The sequence below is a fragment of the Luteimicrobium subarcticum genome (assembly GCF_002798015.1).
GTDB classification, from domain to species: domain Bacteria; phylum Actinomycetota; class Actinomycetes; order Actinomycetales; family Cellulomonadaceae; genus Luteimicrobium; species Luteimicrobium subarcticum.
The window spans coordinates 88,158-114,595 of record NZ_PGTZ01000007.1 but is presented as its reverse complement, the minus strand read 5'-3'; the positions used below and the strand labels follow the sequence as shown (position 1 = coordinate 114,595).

General features: G+C 74.4%; 26 protein-coding genes. 8 read left to right on the top strand and 18 right to left on the bottom strand.

From position 1 onward, the window contains the following. Positions 1-81: 81 nt before the first annotated feature. A complete protein-coding gene (locus tag CLV34_RS05675; RefSeq protein WP_157803723.1) occupies positions 82-1,419 on the bottom strand; it encodes a sensor histidine kinase in 1,338 nt (445 codons plus the stop codon). A 144-nt stretch (positions 1,420-1,563) separates the two neighbouring features. On the opposite strand from CLV34_RS05675, the gene CLV34_RS05670 reads away from it, so the two are divergent. Then, positions 1,564-2,208, top strand: a complete 645-nt coding sequence (locus CLV34_RS05670) for a response regulator (protein ID WP_100349327.1) — start codon at positions 1,564-1,566, stop codon at positions 2,206-2,208. Here the strand turns inward: CLV34_RS05670 and CLV34_RS05665 are convergent. The 6 genes from CLV34_RS05665 to CLV34_RS05645 all read right to left on the bottom strand — a co-directional run bounded on the left by CLV34_RS05665 (position 2,189) and on the right by CLV34_RS05645 (position 8,077). Further along, positions 2,189-4,450, bottom strand: coding sequence for an MMPL family transporter (locus CLV34_RS05665; protein ID WP_157803722.1), 2,262 nt, complete (start codon positions 4,448-4,450; stop codon positions 2,189-2,191). The genes CLV34_RS05670 and CLV34_RS05665 overlap by 20 nt on opposite strands. Positions 4,451-4,572: 122 nt before the next feature. After that, positions 4,573-5,250 (bottom strand): hypothetical protein, encoded by a 678-nt coding sequence (locus tag CLV34_RS16310; protein WP_157803721.1) that lies wholly within the window; start codon positions 5,248-5,250, stop codon positions 4,573-4,575. A 5-nt stretch (positions 5,251-5,255) separates the two neighbouring features. After that, on the bottom strand, positions 5,256-5,993 hold the full coding sequence (locus CLV34_RS05660; protein ID WP_100349325.1) for a hypothetical protein: 738 nt from the start codon (positions 5,991-5,993) through the stop codon (positions 5,256-5,258). Between the two features lie 36 nt (positions 5,994-6,029). Beyond that, positions 6,030-6,710, bottom strand: a complete 681-nt coding sequence (locus CLV34_RS05655; RefSeq protein WP_100349324.1) for a hypothetical protein — start codon at positions 6,708-6,710, stop codon at positions 6,030-6,032. Between the two features lie 114 nt (positions 6,711-6,824). Beyond that, complete coding sequence (locus tag CLV34_RS05650) at positions 6,825-7,553, bottom strand: hypothetical protein (RefSeq protein WP_157803720.1); 729 nt, start codon at positions 7,551-7,553, stop codon at positions 6,825-6,827. Positions 7,554-7,720: 167 nt separating this feature from the next. Then, complete coding sequence (locus tag CLV34_RS05645; RefSeq protein WP_211289363.1) at positions 7,721-8,077, bottom strand: carbohydrate binding domain-containing protein; 357 nt, start codon at positions 8,075-8,077, stop codon at positions 7,721-7,723. 166 nt (positions 8,078-8,243) lie between these two features. Between CLV34_RS05645 and CLV34_RS05640 the strand changes: the two genes are divergently transcribed. After that, positions 8,244-8,912, top strand: coding sequence for an SDR family oxidoreductase (locus tag CLV34_RS05640; RefSeq protein WP_100349322.1), 669 nt, complete (start codon positions 8,244-8,246; stop codon positions 8,910-8,912). Positions 8,913-9,207: 295 nt separating this feature from the next. Here the strand turns inward: CLV34_RS05640 and CLV34_RS05635 are convergent, their stop codons facing one another. The 5 genes from CLV34_RS05635 to CLV34_RS16690 are packed head-to-tail and all read right to left on the bottom strand — an operon-like array spanning position 9,208 to position 12,547. Further along, positions 9,208-9,975, bottom strand: coding sequence for a hypothetical protein (locus tag CLV34_RS05635; protein WP_157803719.1), 768 nt, complete (start codon positions 9,973-9,975; stop codon positions 9,208-9,210). Continuing rightward, a complete protein-coding gene (locus CLV34_RS05630) occupies positions 9,972-10,445 on the bottom strand; it encodes a hypothetical protein (RefSeq protein WP_100349320.1) in 474 nt (157 codons plus the stop codon). Before CLV34_RS05630 ends, CLV34_RS05635 begins: the two co-directional genes overlap by 4 nt. Continuing rightward, a complete protein-coding gene (locus CLV34_RS05625; protein ID WP_100349319.1) occupies positions 10,442-11,035 on the bottom strand; it encodes a hypothetical protein in 594 nt (197 codons plus the stop codon). The genes CLV34_RS05630 and CLV34_RS05625 overlap by 4 nt, the downstream gene beginning before the upstream one ends. Continuing rightward, positions 11,032-12,060: a hypothetical protein gene (locus tag CLV34_RS05620; RefSeq protein ID WP_170044603.1), complete on the bottom strand. Its 1,029-nt coding sequence runs from the start codon at positions 12,058-12,060 to the stop codon at positions 11,032-11,034. The genes CLV34_RS05625 and CLV34_RS05620 overlap by 4 nt, the downstream gene beginning before the upstream one ends. Then, a complete protein-coding gene (locus tag CLV34_RS16690) occupies positions 12,005-12,547 on the bottom strand; it encodes a P-loop NTPase family protein (RefSeq protein WP_100349317.1) in 543 nt (180 codons plus the stop codon). The genes CLV34_RS05620 and CLV34_RS16690 overlap by 56 nt, the downstream gene beginning before the upstream one ends. 357 nt (positions 12,548-12,904) lie before the next feature. Between CLV34_RS16690 and CLV34_RS05610 the strand changes: the two genes are divergently transcribed. Genes CLV34_RS05610 through CLV34_RS05600 form a run of 3 tightly spaced genes read left to right on the top strand, consistent with a single transcriptional unit; the run spans position 12,905 to position 18,111 of the window. Further along, positions 12,905-14,680, top strand: coding sequence for a glycosyltransferase family 2 protein (locus CLV34_RS05610; protein ID WP_100349316.1), 1,776 nt, complete (start codon positions 12,905-12,907; stop codon positions 14,678-14,680). Between the two features lie 45 nt (positions 14,681-14,725). After that, the gene (locus tag CLV34_RS05605) at positions 14,726-16,951 is read left to right on the top strand and encodes an acyltransferase family protein (RefSeq protein ID WP_100349315.1); all 2,226 of its coding nucleotides are present in this window, start codon (positions 14,726-14,728) and stop codon (positions 16,949-16,951) included. Then, positions 16,948-18,111: a glycosyl hydrolase family 8 gene (locus CLV34_RS05600; protein ID WP_100349314.1), complete on the top strand. Its 1,164-nt coding sequence runs from the start codon at positions 16,948-16,950 to the stop codon at positions 18,109-18,111. The genes CLV34_RS05605 and CLV34_RS05600 overlap by 4 nt, the downstream gene beginning before the upstream one ends. A 55-nt stretch (positions 18,112-18,166) precedes the next feature. On the opposite strand, the gene CLV34_RS05595 is transcribed toward CLV34_RS05600, so the two are convergent. From CLV34_RS05595 to CLV34_RS05585, 3 genes are all read right to left on the bottom strand, one after another. Beyond that, entirely contained in the window at positions 18,167-18,607 is a 441-nt protein-coding gene (locus CLV34_RS05595) for a hypothetical protein (protein WP_100349313.1), read from the bottom strand. A gap of 105 nt (positions 18,608-18,712) precedes the next feature. Next, positions 18,713-19,303: an HdeD family acid-resistance protein gene (locus tag CLV34_RS05590; RefSeq protein ID WP_157803718.1), complete on the bottom strand. Its 591-nt coding sequence runs from the start codon at positions 19,301-19,303 to the stop codon at positions 18,713-18,715. Between the two features lie 161 nt (positions 19,304-19,464). After that, positions 19,465-20,622: a pectinesterase family protein gene (locus CLV34_RS05585; RefSeq protein WP_100349311.1), complete on the bottom strand. Its 1,158-nt coding sequence runs from the start codon at positions 20,620-20,622 to the stop codon at positions 19,465-19,467. A 252-nt stretch (positions 20,623-20,874) separates the two neighbouring features. Here CLV34_RS05585 and CLV34_RS05580 point away from each other — a divergent pair, with 252 nt between their 5' ends. The 3 genes from CLV34_RS05580 to CLV34_RS05570 all read left to right on the top strand — a co-directional run bounded on the left by CLV34_RS05580 (position 20,875) and on the right by CLV34_RS05570 (position 24,039). After that, complete coding sequence (locus tag CLV34_RS05580; RefSeq protein WP_100349310.1) at positions 20,875-21,222, top strand: metal-sensitive transcriptional regulator; 348 nt, start codon at positions 20,875-20,877, stop codon at positions 21,220-21,222. A gap of 43 nt (positions 21,223-21,265) precedes the next feature. Then, complete coding sequence (locus CLV34_RS05575; protein WP_100349309.1) at positions 21,266-21,496, top strand: heavy-metal-associated domain-containing protein; 231 nt, start codon at positions 21,266-21,268, stop codon at positions 21,494-21,496. 68 nt (positions 21,497-21,564) lie between these two features. Further along, a complete protein-coding gene (locus CLV34_RS05570) occupies positions 21,565-24,039 on the top strand; it encodes a heavy metal translocating P-type ATPase (RefSeq protein WP_100349308.1) in 2,475 nt (824 codons plus the stop codon). Positions 24,040-24,085: 46 nt separating this feature from the next. On the opposite strand, the gene CLV34_RS05565 is transcribed toward CLV34_RS05570, so the two are convergent. From CLV34_RS05565 to CLV34_RS05555, 3 genes are all read right to left on the bottom strand, one after another. Continuing rightward, complete coding sequence (locus tag CLV34_RS05565) at positions 24,086-25,114, bottom strand: hypothetical protein (protein ID WP_100349307.1); 1,029 nt, start codon at positions 25,112-25,114, stop codon at positions 24,086-24,088. A 263-nt stretch (positions 25,115-25,377) separates the two neighbouring features. Continuing rightward, positions 25,378-25,722 (bottom strand): hypothetical protein, encoded by a 345-nt coding sequence (locus CLV34_RS05560; RefSeq protein ID WP_100349306.1) that lies wholly within the window; start codon positions 25,720-25,722, stop codon positions 25,378-25,380. Then, entirely contained in the window at positions 25,710-26,354 is a 645-nt protein-coding gene (locus CLV34_RS05555; RefSeq protein WP_170044601.1) for a nucleotidyltransferase domain-containing protein, read from the bottom strand. Before CLV34_RS05555 ends, CLV34_RS05560 begins: the two co-directional genes overlap by 13 nt. Positions 26,355-26,438: the final 84 nt, after the last annotated feature.

Below are 26,438 nucleotides of genomic sequence, written 5' to 3'. Positions count from 1 at the left end.
TCGTCCGTCGCCTACGCAAGGTCCGTTCGCGTGCGTTCCGGCGCACGCGAAGAGCCGAAACGCACGCGGAGGCGCGACGGGTCAGGCTCCGGCCACGGCCACGGGCACGCGGACGGTCGCGACGGTCCCCGCCCCGACCCTGCTCGCGAGCGTCAGCGTCCCGTCGAACGCGCCCAGCCGCCGGCTGATCCCCGCCAGCCCGGACCCGCCGGCGGCTGAGGCGCCCCCGGCGCCGTCGTCGGCCACGACCACGACGAGCTCCCCGTCGACCCGTGACACCTCCACGCTCGCCCGGGTGGCCCGGGCGTGCTTGGCGACGTTCGCGAGCAGCTCGGACACCGCGAAGTAGACAGCCGACTCGACGGGCGCCGACACACGCCCGTCCAGCGTCGAGACGACGTCCACAGGGACGGGCGCCTCGAGCGCGAGCGTCCGGACCGCGTCCACGAGCCCGCGGTCCGCGAGGACGGGTGGGTGGATGCCGCGCACGAGGTCCCGCAGCTCCTGCAGCGCCGCGGACGACGACGCCTTGGCCTCCGCGATCATGGCGCGCGCCGCCTCCGGGTCGGTGTCCATGAGCCGTTCGGCCGCGGTGAGCGTCATGCCCATCGACACGATCCGCGCCTGCGCGCCGTCGTGGAGGTCGCGCTCGATGCGCCGGACCTCGGCGGACGCGTCGTCCACGGCGGCGGCACGCGACACCGTGAGCTCCTCGACGCGCCGTTCGAGGCTGCGACCCGACGGGCGCAGCAGCACCTGCGCCCAGGACGCGTGCCAGCGGACGAACCGCGGAGCCAGCAGCACGCCGAGGACACCGAGGACGACACCGACGACGGCCGCGAGGACGGCGGACGGCCGGTCGTTCACGGGGACGAAGAGGAACCACTGGGTGCCGTCCGCCGCGACGATCGGACGCCACACGAACAGCAGCACGACGCCCCACAGGGCGTTGAGGACGAGGGCAGGCGGCACCAGCACGAGGACGGCCCCGACGACGGGGTCGACGAGCGACCACAGCAGGTCGCGCTGCACGGCGGGATCACGGAGCTGCGCGGCCAGCCGGCGCCACCGGCGGGACAGCTGACCGCCTGCCGATCGGTTCCGGCCGTCCCCGTCGGGCAGGACCGCGCCGGGCAGTGGCGCGTAACGTTCCGCGATCCCGACGCCGGAGTAGCGGCGCGCGAGCCGGCGCTGCCTCCGCGCGACCCGGACGATCGCGTCCACGGTCGGCGGGACGAGGTAGAGCCCGACCCACAGCACCGTCAGGCACACGCCCAGCAGCAGCCACACCATGAGCACGAGCTCCCAGAGGCCCAGGCCGAACAGCCGCAGGCAGCGTCCGAGCGCCACACCCACGCCTTCGTCCCCGGGTCCGGGCGCGGACCCGGGTCGCGCAGCGGGGGTCGGTGCGACGGTCACGGGTTCACCCTGCCCGAACACGTCCGGCCCGTCATGCCGACGGACGCGCCGGCCGGTCGCCCCGCCGCTGCGGGACGTCCTTCACTACGCTGGCTGCGACCCCAGCGGGCCGTCCGCCCGCTGCCCGACCCGAGAAGGACCGCCGTGCGCATCGTGCTCGCCGAGGACCAGTTCCTGCTCCGCGACGGTCTGGTCCGGCTGCTCGGGACGCACGGGGTGGAGGTCGTCGCCGCGGTCGCGCACGGCGACGAGATCCTCCCCGCGATCGCGGAGCACTCCCCCGACCTGGCGCTGCTGGACGTGCGGCTCCCGCCGACGTTCGCGGACGAGGGCCTGCAGGCCGCGCTCGAGGCGCGCCGCCGCTTCCCGGGGCTGCCCGTCCTGCTGCTGTCCCAGTACGTCGAGCAGCTGTACGTCGACGAGCTTCTCGCGGACGGCGCGCAGGGCGTCGGGTACCTGCTCAAGGACCGCGTGTTCGACGACCGGCAGTTCGTGTCGGCGCTGCGGACCGTGGCGGCGGGCGGGACGGCCGTCGACCCCGAGGTCGTGCGGGCCCTCATGCAGCGCCGGTCGGCGACATCCCTGCTGGAACGCCTGACGCCGCGCGAGCTCGAGGTGCTCGCCCTCATGGCGGAGGGCGAGGGGAACACGGGGATCGCGGAGCGTCTCGTCGTCACCGAGAAGGCCGTGGCGAAGCACATCAACTCGATCCTCATGAAGCTGGACCTGCCGGCGTCGTCGACGGTGTCGCGGCGCGTGGTGGCGGTGCTCACCTATCTGCGCTCCTGAGCTCGGGGACGGGCCGCGCACCAGGGCGGGGCCGCCACAGGCGTCGACGGGCGAGCATCAGCGTCGCGGGCAGCAGGACGAGCCGGACGACGGTCGCGTCGAGCACGACGCCGACCACGAGCCCCACCCCGAACTGCTTGAGCTCGATGAACCCGAGCACGCCGAACAGGCTGAACACGCCGACCATCACGGCCGCGGCGCTGGTGATCGTGCCCGCGGTGCGGCTGACCCCGTCGAGGATCGCCTCCCGCACCGACAGGCCGAGCCGCACGTTCTCCCGGATCCGGCTCACCACGAACACGTGGTAGTCGAGCGACAGGCCCGACAGGACGACGAACAGCAGCATCGGGACCCACGACACGACGTGCCCCGACGACGTGAAGCCCAGGATCCCCTCGGCCCACGTGCCCTGGAAGACCAGGGTGAGCACCCCGAACGTCGCCGCCATCGACAGCACGTTGAGCACGACGGTCAGGCCGGCCACCACTGCGGAGCGGAACGCGACCAGCATGACCAGGAACGTCAGTCCGAGCACCGCCACGGCCACGATCGGCGTCGCGTGACGCAGGTTCGCGGTGAAGTCCAGCGAGCTCGCGGCGTCCCCGCCCACGTCGGCGGTCGCCCCGGCGATGCTGCCGACGGTCGCGGGCACGACGTCGTCGCGCAGCGTCGCGACGGAGTCGTTCGCGGTCTGCGAGGCCGGAGGCGCTGCGTCGGCAGACCCTCCACCGGAACCGGTGCCGGGGGACGCGACGTCGACGGTGACGACGGCGGTCCGCCCGTCGGACGAGTACCAGGGCTTCTCCGTGCCGGCGAAGACGTCGGGGTTCCGGGCGACCGCGGCGTCGAGGGCGGCGACCTGGGTGCGGAGCTCGTCCTCGGACCCGGCGGGCACCTGCACGACCACGGTGTCCGGCGGCGCGCCCTGCGGGAACTCCGCGACCAGGCGGTCGTACGTCTCCATGGTCGACAGGGTGCGCGGGAACTCGTCGACGTCGCCGTTCGCGAGCGAGATGCCGAGGACGGGGGCCGCGAGCGCCAGCAGCGCGATCCCCGCGGCGACGGTGGCGGCGACCGGGCGCGCGAGGACGCGGCGCAGCAGAGCCGGGACGACGCGGGGTCGTCCGCCCGTGAGCCGCCACAGCACGGGCACGCGGGGGCGCTCCGACCAGCGCGCGGTCGCGGCGAGCAGGGCGGGCAGGACCGTCACGGACGACACGAGCGCCACGAGGACGACGAGGATCGAGCCGGTCGCCATCGCCGAGAACTGGTTGTTGCCGGCGAAGTAGAGGCCGGCCATGGAGAGCGTGACCGCGAGGCCGGACACGACGACGGAGTGACCCGCCGTCCTTGCGGCGATGCTGATCGCGTCGATCGTCGCGTCCTCACCGAGGCGTCGCCGCTCCTCGCGGAAACGTCGCAGGTAGAACAGGGAGTAGTCGACGCCGACGGCCATCCCGACGAGCACGAGCAGGTCGGTGACGGTCCCCGGGTCGGGCAGGGCCTGCGACGCGAGGGCCCACAGGCCGAGGCCCGCCGCGACCGACGACAGCCCGAGGACGACGGGGATGCCCGCCATGACGATCGCGCCGAACACCACGAGCAGGATCGCGAGCGTCAAGGGGACGCTCAGGAGCGTCGCGTGACCGAGCTGACTGCCCAGCCAGTCCTGGAACTGGGCGTCGATCGACGCCGTCCCGACCTCCTCGACGCGCAGGTCGGGGTGGTCCGCCTGGACGGACGCGACCGCCTCCTGGAGCGCCGGTACCTGGGCGTCGGCGTCCGCGGCGTCCGCGGACATCGTCGCCTGGACGAGGACCGCGGTGCCGTCCTGCGACGTCACGGGGTCGGAGACCGACGCGACCTCGTCCAGCGCGCCCAGGCGGGCGACGAGCTCGTGCGCAGCGGCATCGGCCGTGTCCGGGTCGAGGGTTCCGGTCCGCGCGGTCACGAGCGCGTTCTCGACGACCGGGTCCGGGTGCCCGGCGTCCGCGGCGGTCTGCGCGGCGCGGCCCGACTCACCGACACCCAGGTCGAGGTCGGTGGCCTGCTTCGGCGCCATGAACATCGTGATGCTCGCCGCGAGGACGATCATGAGGGCCCACAGGCCGATCGCGCGACGACGGTGCGTCGCGCTCCACACGGCGACCCGCTGGGTCACGCCGCGCGGTGAGCCGGGACCCGTCGCGGGCGGCGGCGCGCCCGGGCCGGAGCGTCGTGCCGTGGTCGTGCTGGTAGTCATCGGTGCCGTCCCTGCCGGTCCGCCGGTCCGGAGACGGACCAGGCCCGGACGGTCGTCCGGACCTGATCCATCTTCCGCACCGCGGCGGCTCGGCACAGTGGTGCCAGCACCACTCTTCGCACCTAGCCCGCCGAGATCGACCCGTACCCCGACGTGCTGGCCAGGCCGACCCCGCCGCCCAGACTCACCAGGAACCCGATGAGGCTGAGGTCGTCGCTGCGCATCACGACCTGCACGAAGACGCTCGCCCCCATGCTCGCGCCGAACGACCACACGCACGTGTCGTCGGTGAGCATCCCCGGCTGACGTGACATCGCCCCCACGACGAGACCGACCGAGACCGTCGCCCCGACGCCGAGGTTGAACTGCTGGTAGGACACCGCGGTGCGGTCGGCGGGCGCGAGCACGTCGTACGCGACGCCGGAACCGCCCGCCCCGCCCACGAGCCCGCCCTGTCCTCCGCCGCCGAACCCGATGAAGAGCGTCCGCAACAGCTGGTCGGCACGCACGGCGTCGAGCGCCGGACCGAAGAGCCCGTCGTCCAGCACCGCGTCGGTCACGGACGGGTCCGTCGGGGACGCCTTGATCGCGGCGACGATGCCAGGGCCGGCCGGTGAGGTCAGGACGGCGTTCCCGCCGCTGACCAGGCCCGAGATGACCCCGTCGCTGCCGGACAGGTGCTCGGCACCCCGCTGGGCGATGGTCCACGGCCACTGGAACGTCAGGGCCGCGCCAGCAGGGACGTCCGGCGTGGCGGCCAGCGTCGCCGCCACGATCTGCTGCAGGTCGTCGGTGGGCACGGCGCTCAGCGGAAGTTCCAGAGGTGACCGCCGAACACGGCCGCTCCCGCGCCGACGCCGACGCCGACCGCGACCGCATACCCGAGGACGGTGAGCTTGCTGTCCTTCATCGTGAAGAACGTCGAGAAGCCGAGCGACAGCGCCGCCGCGAGCGTCACGTTCAGGCCGAAGACGTCGTGGTCGAGCTGGCTGGGCAGCTCGTTGAAGATCGCGACCTGGACGTTGACGTCGGCGGCCACCTTGAAGCCGAGCTCGCCCGTCGCGTACCCGTAGCCCGACGGCGGCTCCCGCTTCGCGATGTCCCAGGCGCATCCCGCACCACCCATCCCGCCGACGAAGAAGATGGCCTCGACGCTCACGCCCAGCGCGATCGTCGTGAACAGGTCCTCTGCCTTGACCTTGTCGAGCGTCGGACCGAACAGGCCGTCGTCGTCGCTGTCGTCACCGAACAGCGCCTGCTGCGTCGTGCTCGTCGACCCGGGCGGCAGCGACTTGTCCCGCAGCGCGTCCTTGTACCCGCCCATCGTGTCCACGTAGGACTTGTGGTCCTCCGCGACCGACGTGGAGTTCTTGGCACTGAGGTCCACGGTCGCGTGGTTCGCCTGATAGAAGGTCCGGGTCGCGTCCAGGACCTCCTGGTTGGTCGGGGTGGACGTCAACAGGCCGTTGTCGAGCGACCGGCGGGTGCCCGCCGTGAGCTCGAGGTCCGATGCGGTGAGGTTCTCCAGCACGTCGCCGAACATGGCAGTCCTTTCACGGAGGGAAGAGCGGGGTAGCGGTCAGCCGACGGACGTCGACCCGCTGAACGGGTAGGCCTTGGCGGGCAGGCGGAGGGACGCGCCGGTGCTCTCGACGAAGCCGTAGGGCTCGAGGTCCGTGTCGAGCACGATCTTGACGTCGAGCTGGATGCCACCGACGGACGACTGGATGTAGAGCCCGTAGACCTCGTCGTGGAGGGCGTCGGGCGCCTTGACCCACTGGCCGAGCTGCAGGTTGCGGCCCGGCTCGGTGGTGACCGCGTGCTTGACGATGTCGAGCACGAGGGTGACCTGCGCGAGACCCTCGCCGTCCGTCGCGCGGGCGAACCCGACGACGCCGACGCCCCCGTCCCGGAGGTCGTTCGAGAAGACGCCGACGGAGTAGGTGCCGAGACGTTTGTCGGCGTCGGCACGGGCCTTCGCGACCGCGGGCGCCTCCAGCACCGGCGTGACGAGCTCAGGGTCCACGGTGCCCTGCCAGTCGGCGTCGTCGAGTGCCGTGATCGCCGCCGTGAGCTGTCCGCCGGTCACGACCGCGGCGAGCGCCTGGGCGGAGGCGTCGACCGTGGCCCGGAAGGTCTGGTAGGCGGACTTGGCGTGGTCGATGATGTCCTGGTTGGACGGACCGGTGTCGCGCGCCGCACCGTCCAGGTCGTGCGACCCGGCCGCGTCGAGCGCCTCCGAGATGGTGTTCTCAGACATTATTTCCCTCCTTGGAAAATGGCAGGCCACAATGGCCAGATGGTGCTGCGGGCGCCATCGAACAATGCGTCCGGAAAGCGCGTGCTCAACGACTCGCGAAGTGTTTCCCGGGGATCAGAAGACCCAGGTGTACCCGCCGACGACCGTCGCGCCTCCGCCGACCCCGACCCCGACCCCGACGGAGAAGCCGTAGAAGCTGAGGTCCTTGGTGTGCATGAAGACGCCCAGGCTCACCCCGACCTCCAGGTCGAGGTTCACCTCGATGCCGACGAAGTCGCCGGCCAGCCCGGCGACGTCGGACGCCCACAGGCCGAGCTGCAGGTTGATGGCGACGTCGATGTCGAGCCCGAGCTTGCCGGCGAAGTACGCGACGCCCTTGACGGGCTCTTTCTTGGTCACGTCGACGGCGACCCCGATGCCGCCTTCCTCGCCGACGATGACCTGGGCGGACTCGGAAATGCCCACGACCAGCGTCGTCACCACCGGACTGCCCTTGACGGCGGTGAGGGCCGGGGCCATCGGCGGTGCGTCGGCGACGGTCTGACAGGTCGGCCGGATCGGCGCCGCCTCGCGCGAGCGCCAGTCGTACGCGTTGAGGTCGGCGACCTCGACGTGGCCCGGCCCGGTCAGGACGTAGTCCTGACCGGACCTCGTGCTCGTGTCCACGACGTGGTGGTTGTCCGCGTAGTGACGCCGCGCAGCCTCGAGGATCTCCTGGTTCGTGGGCACGTGCTCGGACGCACCGAGCGCCCGCCGTCGTCGTTGGGGTGCCGCTTCCGTGCGGAGCACCGTCCCCGGGTCGACCGCCGCGAGGACATCAGTGAATACACCGGACTGAACCATGCCGCATCCCCCTGCTAGCAAAGCGTTCCATGACCGGGTGGTCTTTTCAAGAATCGCATCCCGAATATCGCGCGCCAACAGCCGACGCGTTTTTCACCCGGTCGCTCCCCGACACCCCGCCGCACGGAGTGTCCGCGGCGCGGCGGGGCGTCGGGTATCGGCCGAGGTCAGCCGCGCCAGGCGTCGCCCAGGGTGGTACCCGAGGTCGCGGTGGACGTCGGAGCGCTGGTCGGCGACGACGTCGCCGTCGGGCTGGACGCGCACGGGTCGGTCGTCGTGACGACTCCGTCCTTGACGGCGCTCACCCCGGACCGCAGGGCGTCGTTCTTCGACCCGTTGTCGTCCCACGTCCCGTTGCCGTCGGTGAACGTGGCCGTGAGCGTCGTCGCGGTGCCGAGGTCGATCGTCTTCGACACCCAGCCCGCGCAGGCCGCCGACATCGGGACGCCGGGCGCGGTCGTCCAGGCGCCGGTGCCGACCTGGTGGTGGATGTCGTACGTCGACCAGCCCTTCACGGTCGCCACCCCCTCCGCCGCGGGTCGTCGCCTACGCAAGGTCGCTTCGCGTCCGGTGCGGCGCACGCGAAGCGCCGTATCGCACGCGAAGATGACACGCCACCCGCCCGGCCGTGCCCGCGGCGCGGCGGCGGCCCGTCGTGCACATCGCTCCCGCACGCCACAAGGTGGAGGTATGGCTGACATCGTGATCGTCGGCGGCCACGGCAAGGTCGCACTCCTGCTCGAGCCCCTCCTCGTCGCGCGCGGCGACAGCGTCCGCGCACTGATCCGCAACCCCGACCACGCCGAGGAGGTCCGGGCGCTCGGCGCCGAGCCCGTGCTCGCGGACGTCGAGAACCTGCTCACCCCCGAGCTCGCCGACCTGTTCCACGGCGCCGACGCGATCGTGTGGTCCGCTGGTGCGGGCGGCGGCAGCGCGGACCGCACGTACGCGGTCGACCGGGACGCGGCCGTCCGCACGATCGACGCCGCCGAGCAGGCCGGCGTGGGGCGCTACGTCATGGTGTCGTACCTGGGCGCCGGACCTGACCACGGCGTCGACCCCGACGACGCGTTCTACGCGTACGCCGAGGCGAAGGCCGCCGCGGACCAGCACCTGCGCCGCTCCGAGCTCGCGTGGACGATCGTCGCGCCCGGCACCCTGACGCTCGACCCCGGCACGGGCCGGATCGAGGCCGGCTCCCCCGACGACGGCACCGCGCCCGACGGCGGGAGCGTCCCGCGCGAGGACGTCGCGGCCGTCGTCGCCGCGGTACTGCCACGCCCCGACACGTCAGGGCGGTTCATCGGCTTCGTGAGCGGGGACGTGCCGATCGAGGACGCGGTCGCCCGCGCTTCGTGACGCCGCGCACCACAGCGCGGCGCATCCCCCGCACGTTCGTGACGCCACGCACCACAGTCCCGTGATCCGTCACGCGCGGGAGCCCCCTCGAACAGCGCGGTCGCGCGGAATCTCGCCGGTTGGCGTGCCCGACGCGCTGGGCTCGGGTGCTCCACGTCACCGACGCGCGGGGGCTCGGGTGCTCCACGTCACCGACGCGCGGGGGCTCGGGTGCTCCACGTCACCAACCCGCACCGACCGCGGCAGCGGACACCGCGCCCGACGCGCGCCCGCGCCCGACGCGCGCCCGCGGACGTCAGCCCTCGACGACGCGTGCGGACGCTCCGGCGTCACCGAGGCGCGCGACCACCACGGCGGCGTCGGCGGCGGAGAGCCCGGTCGCGATCACCCCGGGCGCGGTGGTCGGCTTCCCGTCGTCGTCCCGCCCGAGCGCCAGGATCGCGCGTCCGGCGTCGTCCGGACCGAGATCGCGCAACGCCTTCACGACCTGGATCCGTCGCTCGCCGAGGTCGTCGACGACGACAGCCGCACCACCGGTGGACCAGCGCATCGGGAGCGTGGCGCGCTCGGCGGCGGGCGCCGACAGCCCGGCGCGGGCCCACGTGGCGTCGCGGCGGCGACGGCGCTGTCCGAGGTGACGTCGGAGCGGGTCGGCGACGATGCCCAGTGCGACGGCCCCGGCGCAGGCGGCGACTCCGACGACCGCGCGCGACGCGGCGTCGTGCGGCCCGTCGTGCCCGACGTCCGTGACGGCGACGACTGCCAGGGCGGCGAACGCCGCGGTCAGGGCCCAGCGCGCCGCCGGGCGCAGCCACCGGGACGCGAGCCCGGACGCGGTGACCAGCGCCAGGGCCCACGAGTCGCCGACCATCCAGTCCAGCTCGCTCGAGTGCGTCGTCAGGCCGGCGGCCGCGACGACGACGCCGAGCGCGGCGAGCGCGGAAGCCCACCCGGTCCCGGTGACGCGGTCGTCATGGACGCGCGCGGCGGCCGCGGCGGCTTCGCGGGCGTCGTCGGGGTCGGGTTCCGGGGTGCGCGGCACTGCGGCCGAGGGCGGAGTCATCTCGGGGTCGGAGCGGACGACACGTCCGCCGGCGGCGCGTCAACCGTCCACGCGTCCACGAGCGGCGCGCCCACGGACACGATCTTCACGAGCTGCCGGGCTCGCGCACCGGCGGCCCTCCATCCGACGACGGCCTCGGAGTGGACGACCGCACCACCGATCGTCACCTCGACGATCCACGGCTTCTTGAGCGCGACGCGCGCGAGCAGGAACAGCGGCAGCAGCAGGAGGAGGAGCAGGACCTCGCCGACGACGACGAGCGCGAAGATCAGCACGGGCAGGATCAGCACGACGGCGATGACGAGCAGGACGGCACCGATGACGCCGCCGATGAGGTCGTCCGCGCCGCTGAACAGGTCGGCGAGGTCGGGCAGGCCGTCGAACCGGTCGGTCTTGCGGACGCGTCGACGCCACGGGAGCAGACGCCGACGGACGCGGACGGTGGCCCCGTGGGGCGTCGTGGTCTTCACGCGCGGAACGGTACCGCCCGGACGCCGACGCCGACCAGCGCCATCAGCACGACGACGGCGGTCGCGCCTCCCGCGGGGACGGACGACGCGGGCTGCTCGAACGCCCGGACGTACCGCGCGCCGTCCGCCCCGACGCCGTACGACGACGCGAGCAGCACGACGGCGACGGTGACGGCGGACGCACCGGCCGGCCCGGTCCACGGCACGAGCGCCGCGACGAGCGCCCCGAGCAGCACGACGTCGCGGGTCACGCGTGCGGTGGAGCCGACGTCGCCACCCAGGCACAACCCGAGGGTGACGAGCACGAGCGCGACGGCGAGCGTGGCGCCGCACCACAGGGCGACGTCATAGGCGGGGAGCCGGCGCACGGCGGCCCGCTCCTGGACGCGACCGGCGGCCCCGAGCGCCGCGGCGAGCCAGACGGCGAAGACGAGCGGCAGCAGCAGCGACACGGAGACGGGCGACGACCCGCCGCCGAGCACGGGAGGCACGTGCACGACGGCGTCCCGCAGCGTGGCCGCGCACACCGCGGCGCCCAGCAGGACGAGCAGCAGCGACCGTCCGTGCCGGACGCGGAGCCAGAGCGTCACAGCCTCACGACCCGTCCGCGCCGGCACCCGCGTCCGCGCCGGCACCCGCGCCGGCGCGCGCGTCCGAACCCGCACCTGCCGTGCACGCGCGCAACGACTCCACGCCCGCGCGGAACCACGCGCGGTGCGCGGCGGTCGTCGTTCCCGACGGGACGGACCCCTCTGCACCCGTCCCGTCGAGAGCCTGCTGGCGCGGCACGCCCATGACCTCGGCGAGCCACGCGGTGCGCGCGGCCGCGACGTCGTACGGGTCCGCGCGGTCTGGGTCCCCGGTCCCGCCGGGCTGCGGGCAGGCGCTCGGCTCGTGGGCCGCCGGCGACGATCCCGGCCCCACGCCACCCGCGTCCCACGAGCCCGAGCGCGACGACGGCCGTCCCGAGCACCGCGAACCCGCCCGCGAGGACGAGCAGCGCGGTCTGCGGCACCTCGGCGAGGGTGCAGCAGCCGGCGAGCGACCCGGACCCGGCCCGGAGCGCGGCGTCGCCGCTCGACCCGGGCAGCGCGAGCCGGGCCCACACGACGACGCCGACGAGCGGTGCCGCGACGCGCGGGAGCAGGAGTCCGGCGGCGGTCCCGACGGCAGCGCCGAGGACGACGACGAGCACCCCGACCGCCAGCATGGCGAGGCCGCGTCCGCCGGGGACGCCCCGGTGCGCGCCGACGACGACCGGCGCGTAGCCGACCGTGCTCGCGACGAGCAGGGGCCAGGTCGCCCCGAGGACGACGACCGTGCGCGGCCGGACGGTGGCGTGCGCGTCGAGCCAGGGGCGGAGCCGGCCGGTCCGCAGTGCGGCGACGACGGCGGCGACCGGCGCGGCGACGACGACGGACCGCAGGGCGGTCGCGAGGCGTGACACGTCGTAGGAGGGCGTGAGCGCGGGCACGGAGACGACGACCCAGAGCGCGCCGAGGACGACGAGCGCGCCTCCCCACACGGCGTCCGACCAGCGCAGGGAGGTGGGTGGGGCATCAGGCGCCGTCCCCGACGAGCAGCGTGAAGGCGTGCTCGTCGCGTGCGGACGCACGGTCACCCTCGCCGGGCTGCGAGCCCGCGGGTCGGCCCGGTTCGTCCCCGGCGGCGAGCGCGTGGAACGCGTGCCGCGTCCCCTCGAACGCGACGCGCCCCGCGGCGAGCACGGTGACGTGGTCGAACAGGTCGGCGAGGTCGTCCGTCTGGTGCGTCGAGACGACGAGGGTGGTGTCGCGTCGCGTGTCCGCGAGGATCGCGCGGAAGTTGGCGCGCTGGGCGGGATCGAGGCCCGCGGCGGTGCCCAGACCGGCACACCACCCCGCGTAGGCGACCTGCTCGAGCACGGTGAGCCCGCGGATCGCGGTGACGTCCTGCGGCATCCAGGAGACGCGGCGGCGCGAGCGGGGGTCGCGCACGGGGACGCCGTCGAGCGTGACGGCGCCGGCCGTCGGGCGGTGCGCGCCGGCGAGCGCGTCGCGGCCGGCACCCCGCGGCCCGTGCAGGCGGCGGTAGCGGTGCGTGATCCCCGAGCTGACGAGCACGGCCCCTCCCTCGGTGGTGTGCGGGTGCGCGGTGGCGCGCGGGTGACCGAGCCTCGCGCGCCGCGCGCCGACCGACCCGATTCGTCCGCATCCTGGACGTTCCGTCCGTTCCTGCGGACGAACAGCGGGCGTGATGGCCGTCCGAAACCTGCACTTCGGGTGAATACTTACGAGTAACCCCGTATTTGTGACCGTCGCTCACGTTTCGCCCGCTAGTCTCCAAGAGCACTCAGGGGGGAGCGGCCGCAGCACACGCGCAGGGGGCGTGTGACGCGGGGCGACGGCCGTCAGCACGGTCGCCGCGCCGTCTCCGCGTGCCGTCGTGCAGCTCGCCTCCGCCGCCCGCGAAGGGGAGCCATGACTGTCACCGCACCACGACACGGCCGCACCCGCCCCGTCGTCCGCCCGCCCGGGGCCGGCGACCTGCCGGCACCGCCTACGGACGCCGAGCTGTACGCCTACCTCGGCCCGCAGCGCCGCTGGGTGCTCGTCGCGACCGACGTCGCGTTCGTCGCAACGATGGCGTCGCTGCTCGTGTTCACGCTGCGGTCGTGGGCCTTCTGGCCGTTCCTCGTCTTCTTCGCGCTGTCCGTCGTGGGCGCTGTGCTGTCCACGGCGTCGGGGCTGCGCCGGCGCCGCGTGTCGCGCGCCGACCACGAGGCCCGGCTGCTCCTGTGGCCCGCCGGGCGCGCCGCGGACGACCACCCGAGCGTCGACGTCTTCCTGCCCACCGCGGGCGAGCCGCTGACCCTGCTCGAGAACACGTACCGGCACGTCGCGGCGCTGCGGTGGCCGGGCGTCCTGCGCGTGCACGTCCTCGACGACGCCGACCGGCCCGAGGTCGCCGACGCCGCCCGCGCGCACGGGTTCGTCCACCACGTCCGGGCGAACCGCGGCGAGCTCAAGAAGGCCGGGAACCTGCACGCCGCCTACCAGCGTACCGACGGCGACCTGGTCGTCGTGCTGGACGCCGACTTCTGCCCGCGGCCCGACCTGCTCGACCACCTCGTGCCCTCCTTCGACGACCCGACGGTCGGGATCGTGCAGTCCCCCCAGGTGTTCGACACGACCGCCCGCATGGGTTGGGTGCAGCGCACCGCCGGCGCCGCCCAGGAGCTCTTCTACCGCTGGATCCAGCCGTCGCGCGATGCCGTGGGCGCCGCGATCTGCGTCGGCACGTCGGCCGTCTACCGGCGGACGGCGCTCGACGCGAACGGCGGCTTCGCGCGCATCGCCCACAGCGAGGACGTCTACACGGGCCTCCAGCTCCAGGAGCACGGGTACGGCCTGTGCTACGTGCCCGTGCAGGTCTCGAAGGGCGTGTGCCCCGACACGACCGACTCCTTCCTCAACCAGCAGTACCGCTGGTGCCTCGGCGCGATGTCGCTGCTCGCGAGCCGCGACTTCCACCGCATGGCGATGACGGGCCGCCAGCGCGTCGCCCACTGGGCCGGGTTCCTCTTCTACGTGACGACCGCGCTCGGCGTGTTCCTCGGCGAGCTCCCCGGGCTCGTCGTGCTCGCCACCGACCCGCGGTCCGTGCACCCGTGGGCGTACCTCGCGCTCCTGCCCGCGGTGTGGGTGCGGCTCGTGCTCGTCCCCGGCACGTCGACGACGGTGTGGCGGTTCGAGGTGCTGCGCGTCCAGCTCCTGTACTCGCTGACGCACGTCGTCGCGATCGTCGACACGCTGCGCCGGCGCGAGGCCGCCTGGGTGCCGACGAGCGCCGCGGTCTCCGCCCGCCGCCGTGGCGGGGTGCCCGTGCGCGTCGCCCGGCTCGGCGTCGTCTGGCTCACGACGCTCCTCGCCGGACTCGTGGCGGCGCTCGCGCGCGCCACCGTGACCGTCGGCATCGGGCAGGTCTGGGTCGCCGGGCTGCTCGTCGCGCTGTTCGCGTACGTCGCGGTGCCCGTCGTCGTGGAGCTGTGGCCGCTCGCCCGCGGGCGCGTCGCCCGGCCCGCCGTCTCGCCGCGCTCCCGGGCGCGCGCGCGGGCCCGGGCCGGTCGCCGCGGCGCGAGCGAGCACCACCTCGACCGCCCCCTCGCGTGGCCCGAGTCCGTGGCGTGGACCGCCGTGGTCGTCCTCGTCGCGATCGTCGCGTCCGGCCAGGTCCACACCGTCCCGCTCGTCTGACGCACCCGATCCCGTCCCTGCTGTCGCGAGAGCCCGGAGGCACCCGTGTCCCGCACCGCTCCACCCGCTCGCTCCCCCCTTGCCGCCCCACCCCGAGGGCGCCTGGCCCCAGGGACGCCCGTCGACCCGGCCACCGTCCTCGGGCGGCCCGGCCACCCCGGGGCGTCCGGTCGCCGCACCGACGTCGAGGGCCTGCGGGCGCTCGCCGTCCTCGCCGTCGTCCTCTACCACGCGGGCGTCCCGTTCCTGCCGGGCGGGTTCGTGGGCGTCGACATGTTCTTCGTGATCTCGGGGTTCCTCATCTGCGGCCTCCTGTTCGACGAGGCGACCCGCAGCGGGACGATCGGGCTGCGCGACTTCTACGCGCGCCGTGCCCGGCGCATCCTGCCCGCGGCGACGCTCGTGCTCGTCGTGGTGAGCGTCGCGTCGTGGCTGCTGCTCGCCCCGCTGCGCGCGGCCGGCGTGCTCGCCGACGTCGCCTGGTCGCTCGCGTACGCGGTGAACTGGCGGTTCGTGGACCGGCAGACCGACTACCTGCACGCGGGCGACGCCGTGAGCCCGGTGCTGCACTTCTGGTCGTTGTCGGTCGAGGAGCAGTTCTACCTCGCGTGGCCGCTGCTGTTCCTCGCGTGCGGGCTCCTGGCCCGGCGCCTCGCGCCCCGGTGGCGGGCCGTCCCGTTCTTCGCCGTGACGCTCGCGGCCCTCGGCGGGACGTTCGCCCTCTCGCTCGCGTGGACCGCGACGCAGGAGCCGGTCGCGTACCTGTCGACGCCGACGCGCGTGTGGCAGTTCGCCGTCGGCGCGCTCGTCGCCCTGCTGGTGCGGACGCTCGACGTCGGGGCGTGGCCGCGCGCGGTGCGGGCCGCGCTCGGCTGGGCCGGGCTCGTCACCCTCGTCGTCGTCATGCTGCGCCTGACCACCGCGACCCCGTACCCGGGTGTGGCGGCGCTCGCGCCGACCCTCGCGATCGGGCTCGTGATCCTCGTGGGGCGGTCGACCGGGACGGGGTTCGAGCTCCGCCCGGCCGGACCGGGCGACCCGTCGCGCTGGCTCTCCGCGCGACCGGCGCAGGCCGTCGGCGGACTCTCCTACTCCTGGTACCTGTGGCACTGGCCGGCCATCGCGTTCGTGACGCTGCTGGTGCCCGGCGCGACCTGGCCCGTCCTCACGGGCGTCGCCGCCGCGAGCCTCGTGCCCGCGTGGCTGTCCTGGCGCTTCGTCGAGAACCCCGTCCGGCGGGCGCCCGCGGTGCTCCGCAGCCCGCGGCAGGGTCTCAGCGTGGGACTCGCGTCGACCGTGCTCGCGGTGTGCGTGGTGCTGGTCGTCGGGACGGGCGTCGCGCGGCAGCTCGCACCCGCCGCGTCCGCACGGGCCGACGACCCGCTCACGGTGGCGGCGTCGACCGCCGACCCGTTCCGGTCCACGGCGACGAGCGGGCCCGTCACCCCGGGCGTGCTCGAGGCGTCCCACGACGACCCGCACTACCCCGCCGAGTGCGTCGTGGACACCCTCGGCACGACGTCGCCGCCCTGCCTGATCGCCCCCGACTGGTCGACCGGCGGCGCGGTGACGTCCGACCGGGTGGTGCTCCTCGGCGACTCGCACGCCGGGCAGTGGTTCGACGCCGTCCGACCGGCGGCCGCCGCGCACGGCCTCTCGATCGAGGTGCTCACCAAGTCGGGCTGCGCGCTCCCGACGATCCACTACGTGGACGCCCAGCTCGGGCGGGCCTTCACCGAGTGCGACGCCTGGCGCATCGCCGCGCTGGACCGGCTCGCGCACGAGCCCCGGCCGCGCGCGATCCTCGTCTCGACCATGAACCACTACGACACCGACGACGAGCTCCTCGACGGCTGGCGCACCACCCTGCGCGCGCTCCGCGCGACGGGCGCCCCGATCGTCTACCTCGTCGACACCCCCTACCCGGGCACCGACGTGCCGACGTGCGTGTCCGCGCACCTCGACGACTGGTCGCGCTGCACCGTCCCCACCCCCGGCGGCGACGTGCTCGCGGACGCCGTGCGCGACCGGCGCGCGGGGTTCGCCGACCTGCGGACCGTGGACGTCGCGCGGTACCTGTGCCCGGGCGCTCGCACCGGCGACCACCCGCGTGACGGCTCTCCGACCCCCGGCGACGGCCCGGCCACGTGCCCGACCGTCCGGGACGGCGTGCTGCTGTACCGGGACTCGTCGCACGTGACGCGCACGGCCATGGCGGCCCTCGCCCCGGCCGTCCGCGCGGAGCTCGAGAGCACGGGGGTGCTCGGATGAGGCCGCGCCCGACGCGCGCGACGGTGCCCGCCCTCGGGCTCGGCGTCCTGGTCGGCGCCCTCGTCGGCGCCCTGGTGAGCGGGTGCTCGCCGACGCCTCCCACGGCGGGCGGCGGGACCACGACGGACGGGTCGACCGGGTCGTCAGCGTCGTCGCTGTCCACGACCGACGCGTCCGGCGTCCCGCTCCCCTCGCCCGATCCCGACGCCGGCCGCCTGGGTCGCGCGTTCCTCGACCGGTACGTCGACGCGGACGGACGCGTCGTCCGGCACGACCAGGGCGGCGACACCGTCAGCGAGGGGCAGGCGTACGCGCTGCTCGTCGCCGTCGCCGTGCGCGACCGCGACACGTTCGACCGGGTGTGGGCGTGGACGCGCGAGCACCTGCTCCGCACCGACGGGCGCCTTGCGTGGCGGTGGGACGGCGCGGTCGTCGGGCAGGACAGCGCGTCCGACGCCGACCTCGACACGGCGTGGGCGCTGGCGATGGCGGCGCACGCGTTCGGGTCGGACGACGACGCCCGGGACGCGGCGGCGCTCGGTGCGGCGCTGCTGGACCGGGCGACCGCTCCGCTCCCGGACGGCGGCCGGGTGCTGCTCGCGGGCAGCCAGGGGTGGATGTTGCCGGCGACCGTGAACCCCAGCTACTTCAACCCGCGCGGGGGCGCGGCGTTGCAGTCCCTGACGGGCGACACCCGATGGGGCGAGGTGGCCGACGGCGACCGCGCCGTGGTGCGGTCGCTGCTCGACCAGGTGGACTACCCGCCCGACTGGGCGCGCGTCGCGGCGAACGGCACGGTCACGCCGTCCACGTGGGGTGACGCGGCGACGCCCGCCTACGGGCTCGACGCGGCCCGCATCGGCGCGCGGTACGCGCAGTCGTGCGCGCCGGACGACCAGGCGGTCGCCGCGAGCCTGTGGCCGCGACTGCGCGCGCTGGGCGAGAGCCCGGTGGGCAGCTACTCGGTCGACGGGAAGCCGCTGGTCACCTGGACGAACCCGCTGATGTGGACGAGCGCGGCCGCGACGGCGCGTGCCGCGGGCGACGCCGACGGCTTCGACCGGCTGCTGGGGGCCGCGCAGCGCGCCGACGGGTACTACCCCACCTACTACGGCTCGGCGTGGATCGCGCTGACTGCGCTGTACACCTGCCGAGCCTGACCCGTACAGCACCGCGTCAGCCCCGGTGCTTCGCTCGCTCACCGACGGGCGAGCCTCACCGCTCGCGCGACGCCACGACGCGTCCGAGCACGGCACCCACCACGGGACCGAGCGCGAAGCCCGTCCCCAGCGCGGCGCACAGTGCGACCACCCACGCCCATCCGTCGTCGGGCGGGGTGTGCGTGCTGGGCAGGACGGAGGCGGCGGCGAGCAGCACCAGCCCCAGCCCGATCGAGACGGCCCAGTGCCAGTGGGTGCGGACGGCGTCGGCCCACGCGACCCCGACGACGAACCAGACGGTGAAGCACCCGGCGCCGACCCAGTCGGGCCAGTGCCGGTCGAGGACGGCGAGCGCGAGGACGCTCACGAGGAGCCCGACGCCGGTCAGGGCCAGCGTGGACCAGCGGAAGGCGCCGGGGTGGGCGGTGCGGCGTCCGGCGTGCGCGCCGTGCCGCGGGCCACCGACGGGCCCCCCGTGGTCCACCGCTTGCGCCATAGGACCTCCCCGTCCGAACGCTCGCCCGACGCTCGTCGCCCGACGTCGGCTGGTGCAGAAGATCACCGCTCCCGGGCGCCGTGCGGTCGGCCCGGGCGCGGGAGATCAGACGGTGCGCTCAGCCCTGCCGAGCCGTCGCACCTGGAACCCGACGACGACCAGCACGAGCCCGGCGATGATCGCCCAGAGCCCGATGAGCCAGACGACGGAGACGATGCTGGCCTTGGGCCACACGACGACGAGGATGCCGAACACCAGCGTGACGGCACCGAGGATGGTGCCCCACACCCATCCGCTCCCGATCGCGGACCGCAGGTCGATGCTGGCGACGAGCTCGACGAGGCCGGCGATGATCGCCCAGATGCCGAGGATGACGACGATCACGACGGCCGTCTTCTCGGTCCAGAACAGGGCCGCGAGGCCGAACGCGACGGCCAGCACGCCGAGGACGACGCCGAGCGCCGTCCCCCCCTGACCGCGGTGCCGGAGGGCGTCCACGAGGATGAGGATGCCGTCGATCAGGGCGAACAGGCCGACGATCCACAGCAGGGCGCCCGCGGTGATCTTGGGCCAGATCACGGCGAGCAGACCGAAGAGGATCGACACGATGCCGCGGAGCACGGGGAGCCACCAGTACTGCCGGGCGACCTGCGCGGGGTTCACGCCGAGGGGGTCGAGGTTCTGACGGTCGGACACGGGGCCTCCCTGCTGGCGCCGGGGCGCCGGACGACGTTCGCTCCGGGACGACGCGCGTCCCGGCCACCGACCCACGTACGTGGTGTCAGGACGATCGTGCTCCCGTCCGGGCGTTCGCGCAGGTCGAACGGGGCGTCGACCCGCGCAGCCGGTCGTCCCGCTCAGCAGCGCGGGCCGTCCTGCGGGGACCACCCGTCGTCGCCGCGCAGGAAGTCGGCGACCTCGTACGCGCGCGCGGTGCGGGCGTCGAGCTGCGGACGGGCGTCGGTGACCAACGCCCCGGGGCCGCTGTTGCGGTACTCGGCGTTGCTGCCGGGCGTCCAGTCGTAGCCGGACATGGTGGCCCAGGGGGCGTCGACGGCGAGGTGCGCGGCCAGGTAGGAGTCCCGGACGACGAGCCGAGGGTCGTTGTCGGGGGCGCTGCTGGGGTGCCACGGCCGCGCGAGGGCGTACGCGCCGGGGTCGGCGTCGGTGATCAGCCGCGACCGCGTGACGAGGAACCCGTGGGCGAACTCCTTCGACGTGCTCGGCGCGAACACGTACCCGTCGGGGGTGCTGTCGCGGCGCAGCGCCTTGATGGTCGAGCCCTCGATGACGGCAGTCGCCCGCCCGAAGATGAAGTCCACGTCGCCCTCGACGTAGCTGTCGCGCACGTACACGCGGGCGGGGACGTCGGCTGCGGGCGAGTCGAGGTACAGGGTGTCCTGGTTGCCGAGGAACCGGACGTGGTCGAACACGACCTTGTCGGCCATCGTCTTCACGGCGACGGCCTGCCGGTTCGCGATCTCGGGGTGCGCGGCCTCGTCGAAAGCGTTCGCAAACGTCACGCCGCGCGCCTCGAAGCCCGCCCCTGCGACGGTCACGGTCGCGCTGCCGGACGTGCCCCACGTCCCGCCGCCCTCCTTCGGGGTGCCGTTGGCGCGGTCGTCCGTGATGACGACGTCCTCCGGGTCGCCCGTCGCACCGACGAAGGTCAGCCCGGTCTTGTCGGCGCCGACCGTCACGGCGCCCTGGTAGACGCCGGGCCGGATGAGGATCGTGGTGCGCGCCGACGACCCGGCCGGCGCGAGGTCGACCGCGCCCTGGACCGTCGTCGTGTCGCCCGAGCCGTCCGCGGCGACCACGATGTCGGCCCGGTCGTGGCCCCCGCGGTCGTGGTCAGGCCGGACGTGCGGCCGCTGGTCGTGGGGGGACCGCGAGGGCGACCCCACCGCGGACGCGGACCCTGACCCGATGACCGCGAGCGCGAGGACGGGGAGCGCGAGGAGCAGGCCGGGCAGGATCCGGGCGCTGCGGGGGGTGCGTGCGAGCGGGTTCATGGGTGCGGGTGCCTCCGGTGTCGTCGTCCTCACACGGTCGTCCCTGACGGTGCGGGCGGTTCGGTAACCGGTTTCCCATGTTTGGCGCCGGCAGAGGTGTTCGGCAACCCTTCCGGTGAGTCCGGACCACAGAAACCTGTTCTCGTTCCGTCGTGGCCGAACGTACCCCCCTTGACGTAGTACCCCCAAGGGGTATGCTCGAGATACCCCAGCAGGGTATATCGATCGCCGACCGTCGCCCCGGAGGACGCCATGGCCACCGTCGAGAACACCACCGAGCACCACCACGCCTCGCCGACCGACGGCAGCACGTCGACGGCACGCGGCTACGCCCAGGACAAGGACGCCTACCTCAAGCGCCTGCGCCGCATCGAGGGCCAGGTGCGCGGCATCGCACGCATGGTCGACGAGGACGTCTACTGCATCGACGTCCTCACCCAGGTCGCGGCCGTCACCAAGGCGCTCCAGGCCGTGAGCCTCGGCCTCGTCGAGGACCACCTCGGCCACTGCGTCGTCGACGCGGCCCGCGAGTCCGACGCGGCCGGCCAGGCGAAGGTCCGCGAGGCCGCCGACGCCATCGCCCGGCTCGTCCGCAGCTGACCCCACCCGCTCGAACGTCCCGAAGCACCACGAGGAGAACACCATGACCACCACCGCAGCCCGCACCCTCGACGTCACCGGCATGACCTGCGGACACTGCGTCCACGCCGTCACCGAGGAGCTCACCGCGCTCGACGGCGTCGCCGGCGTGGACGTCGAGCTGCAGGCCGGCGGCACGTCGCACGTGACCGTCACGACGACCACGGACGTCCCCGAGGACGCCCTGCGCGCCGCCGTCGACGAGGCCGGCTACGCGCTCGTCGCCGTCCGGTAGGACCACCGGCGCCGCGCCAGCACGCACCGCAGCACCAGCACGACCAGCACGACAGAGGGAGGAACCCGATGACCACGCAGCAGACCGACCCCACCGAGGTCGAGCTCGCCGTCGAGGGCATGACGTGCGCGTCGTGCGTCGCGCGCGTCGAGAAGCGCCTCGGCCAGGTGCCGGGCGTCACGGCGACGGTCAACCTCCCGCTCGAGTCCGCGCACGTCGTCCTCGAGCCCGGCAGCGACGTCCCCGACGACGACCTCGTCGCCGCCGTCCGCAAGGCCGGGTACGACGCCCGGGTGACCGCACGACGCGGCCCGCGCGGCCACGCGATGAGCGCCCACGACATGAGCGCCCACGAGATGGGCGGCCACGACGCGACCGAGATGGCGCTGTCGGGCCACTCGATGCCGGGCGGCCCCCACGCGCGTGAGATGGACCCCGACGAGGACACCTCCGCCCCCACCCACGACCGCGCGCACGACCTGCGACGCAGGCTCGTCGTGTCCGCCGTGCTCGCCGTGCCGGTCGTCCTGCTGTCGATGGTCCACGCGTGGCACGTCGACGGCTGGGAGTGGGTCGTGGCGGTGCTCGCAGCCCCCGTGGTGACGTGGGGCGCGTGGCCGTTCCACCGCGCCGCCGCGCGGGCGGCCCGGCACGGGTCGTCGACGATGGACACGCTCGTCTCGATCGGCGTCGCCGCCGCGACCCTCTGGTCCGTGTGGGTCCTCGTGTCCGGAGAGGGCGAGCTGTACCTCGAGGTGGCGGTCGTCGTCACGACGTTCCTGCTCGCCGGCCGGTACGCGGAGACACGGTCGCGCCGCCGCGCGGGCGACGCGCTGCGGTCCCTGCTCGACCTCGGCGCGAAGGACGCCGTCCGCCTGGTCGACGGCCCCGGCGGGCGCCGCGAGCAGCGCGTCCCCGTGGCGTCGCTGGCCGTGGGCGACCTGTTCCGCGTCGCGCCGGGCGAGAAGGTCGCGACGGACGGCGAGGTCGTCGAGGGCCGCAGCGCGGTCGACGCGTCCCTGCTCACGGGCGAGCCCGTCCCCGTGGACGTCGAGCCGGGCGACACCGTGACCGGCGCGACCGTCAACACGTCCGGGTCGCTCGTGGTACGCGCCACGCGCGTCGGCGAGGAGACGACGCTCGCGCAGATCGGGCGTCTGGTGACGCGTGCGCAGACCGGCAAGGCTCCCGTCCAGCGCCTCGCGGACCGCATCTCGGCGGTGTTCGTGCCCGTCGTGCTCGTGATCGCGGTCGGCACGCTCGCCGTCTGGCTGCTCGCGGGGGCGTCGGCGTCCGACGCGTTCACGGCCGCCGTCGCCGTCCTCATCATCGCGTGCCCCTGCGCGCTCGGGCTCGCCACGCCCACGGCGCTGCTCGTCGGCACCGGGCGCGGCGCGCAGCTCGGCATCCTCGTCAAGGGACCCGAGGTCCTCGAGTCCACGCGCCGCGTCGACACCGTCGTGCTCGACAAGACCGGGACCGTCACCGAGGGCCGCATGGAGGTCGAGCAGGTCGTCGCCACCGACCCCCGGACCACGCCGGACGACGTCCTGCGGTACGCCGGCGCCGTCGAGGCCCGCAGCGAGCACCCCGTCGCCCAGGCGGTCGCCGCGGCGGCGGACGCCGGATCCCCCACCGGCCCGGGCACCCCGCAGCAGACGCGCGGGACGGGCGCGGACGGCGTCGGGATCGGCGCGCTCGAGGTCCACGACTTCCGCAACCACGCGGGCGGCGGGGTCGAGGGCGTCGTGCGGGTCGCGCACTCCGGCATCGGGGACGGCGGCACGCGGGACCGCGGCACCGGCGCCGCGCCCGACAGCCCCACCACGATCACGCTCGGTGGTGCCACGGGCTCGCGCCGTGTGCTCGTCGGCCGGCTCGGCTGGCTCGCCGACCAGGGCGTCACGCTCGACGACGGCACCCGCAGCGCCGTCGCCGAGGCCGAGTCCACCGGCGCGACCGCGGTCGCCGTCGCCTGGAACGGGTCGGCGCGCGGGGTCGTCGTGCTCCGCGACGCGGTGCGGCCGACGTCCGCGGACGCGATCCGCGACCTGCGCGCGCTCGGGCTGCGACCCGTCCTGCTCACGGGCGACAACGCCGCCTCCGCGCACGCGGCCGCCGAGGCTGTCGGGATCGACGACGTCGTGGCCGACGTCCGGCCCGAGGACAAGGTCGCCCAGGTGGAGCGCCTGCAGGCCGAGGGACGCGTCGTCGCGATGGTCGGCGACGGCGTGAACGACGCCGCGGCGCTCGCACAGGCCGACCTCGGCCTCGCGATGGGCACCGGCACCGACGTCGCGATCGAGGCGAGCGACATCACGCTCGTCCGGCCCGACCTGCGGCTCGCGGCGACCGCCGTCCGGCTGTCGCGGCGCACGCTGCGCGTCGTGAAGCAGAACCTGTTCTGGGCGTTCGCCTACAACGTCGCCGCGATCCCGCTCGCCGCGGCCGGGCTGCTGTCCCCGATGGTCGCCGGTGCCGCGATGGCGGCGAGCTCCGTGCTCGTCGTGGGCAGCTCGCTGCGGCTGCGCCGCGCCGCCTGAGCGGCCCGGGACCGTCCGCGGAGGCGGTCCGTCGGGACGCGGTGCGTCAGGACGCGGTCGTCGCGGTCGACTGCGGCACCGACGTGCCGGACGCGTCGGTGCCGCCGTCCGACTCCCCTGACTCGCTCTCGCCCGCGGCGCCGGAGCCGCCCGCCGCACCTGTCGGCGTCGTGCTCGGGGCCGGGTCCGGGTCGGTGGTCGCCGGGTCGGTGGGGCTGCTCGTCGGGTCGGACGTCGGCTGCTGCGTCGGCTCCGACGTGGGCTCCTCGGTCGGCACGTTCGTCGGGTCGGACGTCGGCTCCGGGTCGCTGCCCGACGTCGGCGCCTGCGTGGGCGTCGACGTGTCCGCGGGCCCGGGCACCGACGCGCCGTCCCCGCGGTTGCTGACGTGCGAGATGCTCGTGCCCGAGCCGTCCGTCCCGTGCAGGAAGTCGGTGAGCGGCTTGCCCGTGACGAGCTCGAAGCCCGTGATCACGGTGAGCAGCGCGACGAACAGCCCCACCGACATGACGACGAGACGGCGCCGCCAGTGCGGCCGCCGGGCGAGGTCCTGCGGGTCCAGCGGATCCGTCCCGCTGCCGGCGTCGGCGGCTTCGGTGCCGGTGCCGTCCGCGGCAGCGCGCGCCCGCTCGGCCCCGTCCGGGCCGAGGACCGCGGTGAGGACGGCCGACGAGTCGGCCACGCGCGACGGCGCCGGGGTCCCCGCACCCAGGCGCGCCCCCGTGCGCAGCGCCGCGGCGACCTTGTGCTGGGCGCGCAGCATGGACCGCTGGTACACGAAGTTCCCGAGCACCGTGATGATGCTCGCGACCGCGGCGCCGATGACCGTCCCCGCGACACCGAAGTACGACAGGCACACCGTCGACGTGATCGCGGCGAGGGCGCTGCCCGTGAGCTGCACCATCGACGGGCGCGGAGCCTTGTCCTCGATGCGCTGCGCGACGTCGTCCGCGGCGTGCGGGTCGGCGGCGGCCGGCGCGACGGCAGGCGCACCGACAGCGTTCGGCGCGGTGGGCAGGGGTCGGGTCGCGTCGCGCGCGTCGCGCGTGCGGGGTGCTGGCGAGGGGGTCGTCACGGCTCTCTCGGGGTCGGGGCGCGGTCCGGGCACGGACCGCCGGCACGGGCGGGGGCACGACCGACGGACCCGGACCTGACGGTCCGGGCCTCGTCGTCGAAGGGGTGCCGCGGAGCGGCCCTCCCAGGCTAGGCGGCCCGACCGCCCGTCACCTGGGTGTCCCCGGGGCACCGTGCGACGGTCGTGTGAAGGTGGGGTGATCCCGTCAGAGACCGCGCGCGTCGAGGGCGTCGATGAGGGCTTCCGCGTCCCTTCGGGCCCGTTCAGCCGGTGCAGAACGTCCCGTACTGGAACAAGGTCTTGTCATTGAGGAGCCGACTCAGCCTGCGTCCGAGACTCTGTCCGTCCGGGCGAATGCTGGACAGCATCGCGACCGCGGCTCTGTGATCCTGGCCGCTGGCGTGCTGCCCCAAGGCGTCGCCGCAGAGCGCGTCACAGGCGGCGATCGCGGCGCTCACCGCGTTCGACGCCGCGACCTGCGCCTCCGGCGAAGGGCCGGGGCGACCGAGTGCGATCTCGAGGCGTTCGAGCGTGACCTGGAAGTGCTCGCGCGCCGTCGCCGCGCGTTGACGGACGTCTGCCGCGGTCACAGCGGTCACGCGCGCCATGGCGATCCCTCCAGGTGCGGCCGGACGTCCGGTCCGGTGACCATTTCGGCGTCTTCGAGCCAGGACGCAATGATCGGGTCGCGCTCGCGGACCATCTCGTCCAGCCGCTCACGAGTCGTGAGGTAGACGTTGCAGTCGTTGCCTGTCGCCAGGCGAACTTCTTCCGCCAGGTGAGCCACAAGGTCGTCCACCCGGGCGCTCGCGGGAGCAGGTTCCACGATCAGCACGTCGATGTCGCTGTCGGGGGTCGCGGCCTGCCGGGCAGCACTCCCGTACAGCGCGATCGAGAGACGCGGTGCCAGCTCAGGGTCGAAGCTCTGGACCGTGTGCTGCACGAGGCGCCGGAGCTGCGTGGGCGTCGATGCGGCAGCCTCCACGAGCCGCTCGATGGCGGGCCAGAGCAGGTGGCGCCGATTGGCGCTGAACATCACTGCGTGCGCGAACGGCTCGGCCAGCACCAGCCCTTGCCGTTCCAGCCGCTCGAGCGCGAGCTGGACCCCCCGCAGCGACGCGTCCGGAAGAAGCCTGGCGATCTGCCGACCGGCCATCGGGCGCGTCGTCCGGGAGAGCACTGCGAGGACTCGACCATCGAGGCTGGGGATCACGGTCGCGATCGGATGAGTCAGGTCCACGTCTTGACGCCCCTTCTTGGTAGTCGATTGACTACTAATCTCGTCAGTTAGGGAGGCGGTCGTCCAGGGCGGAAGGATGCGCCG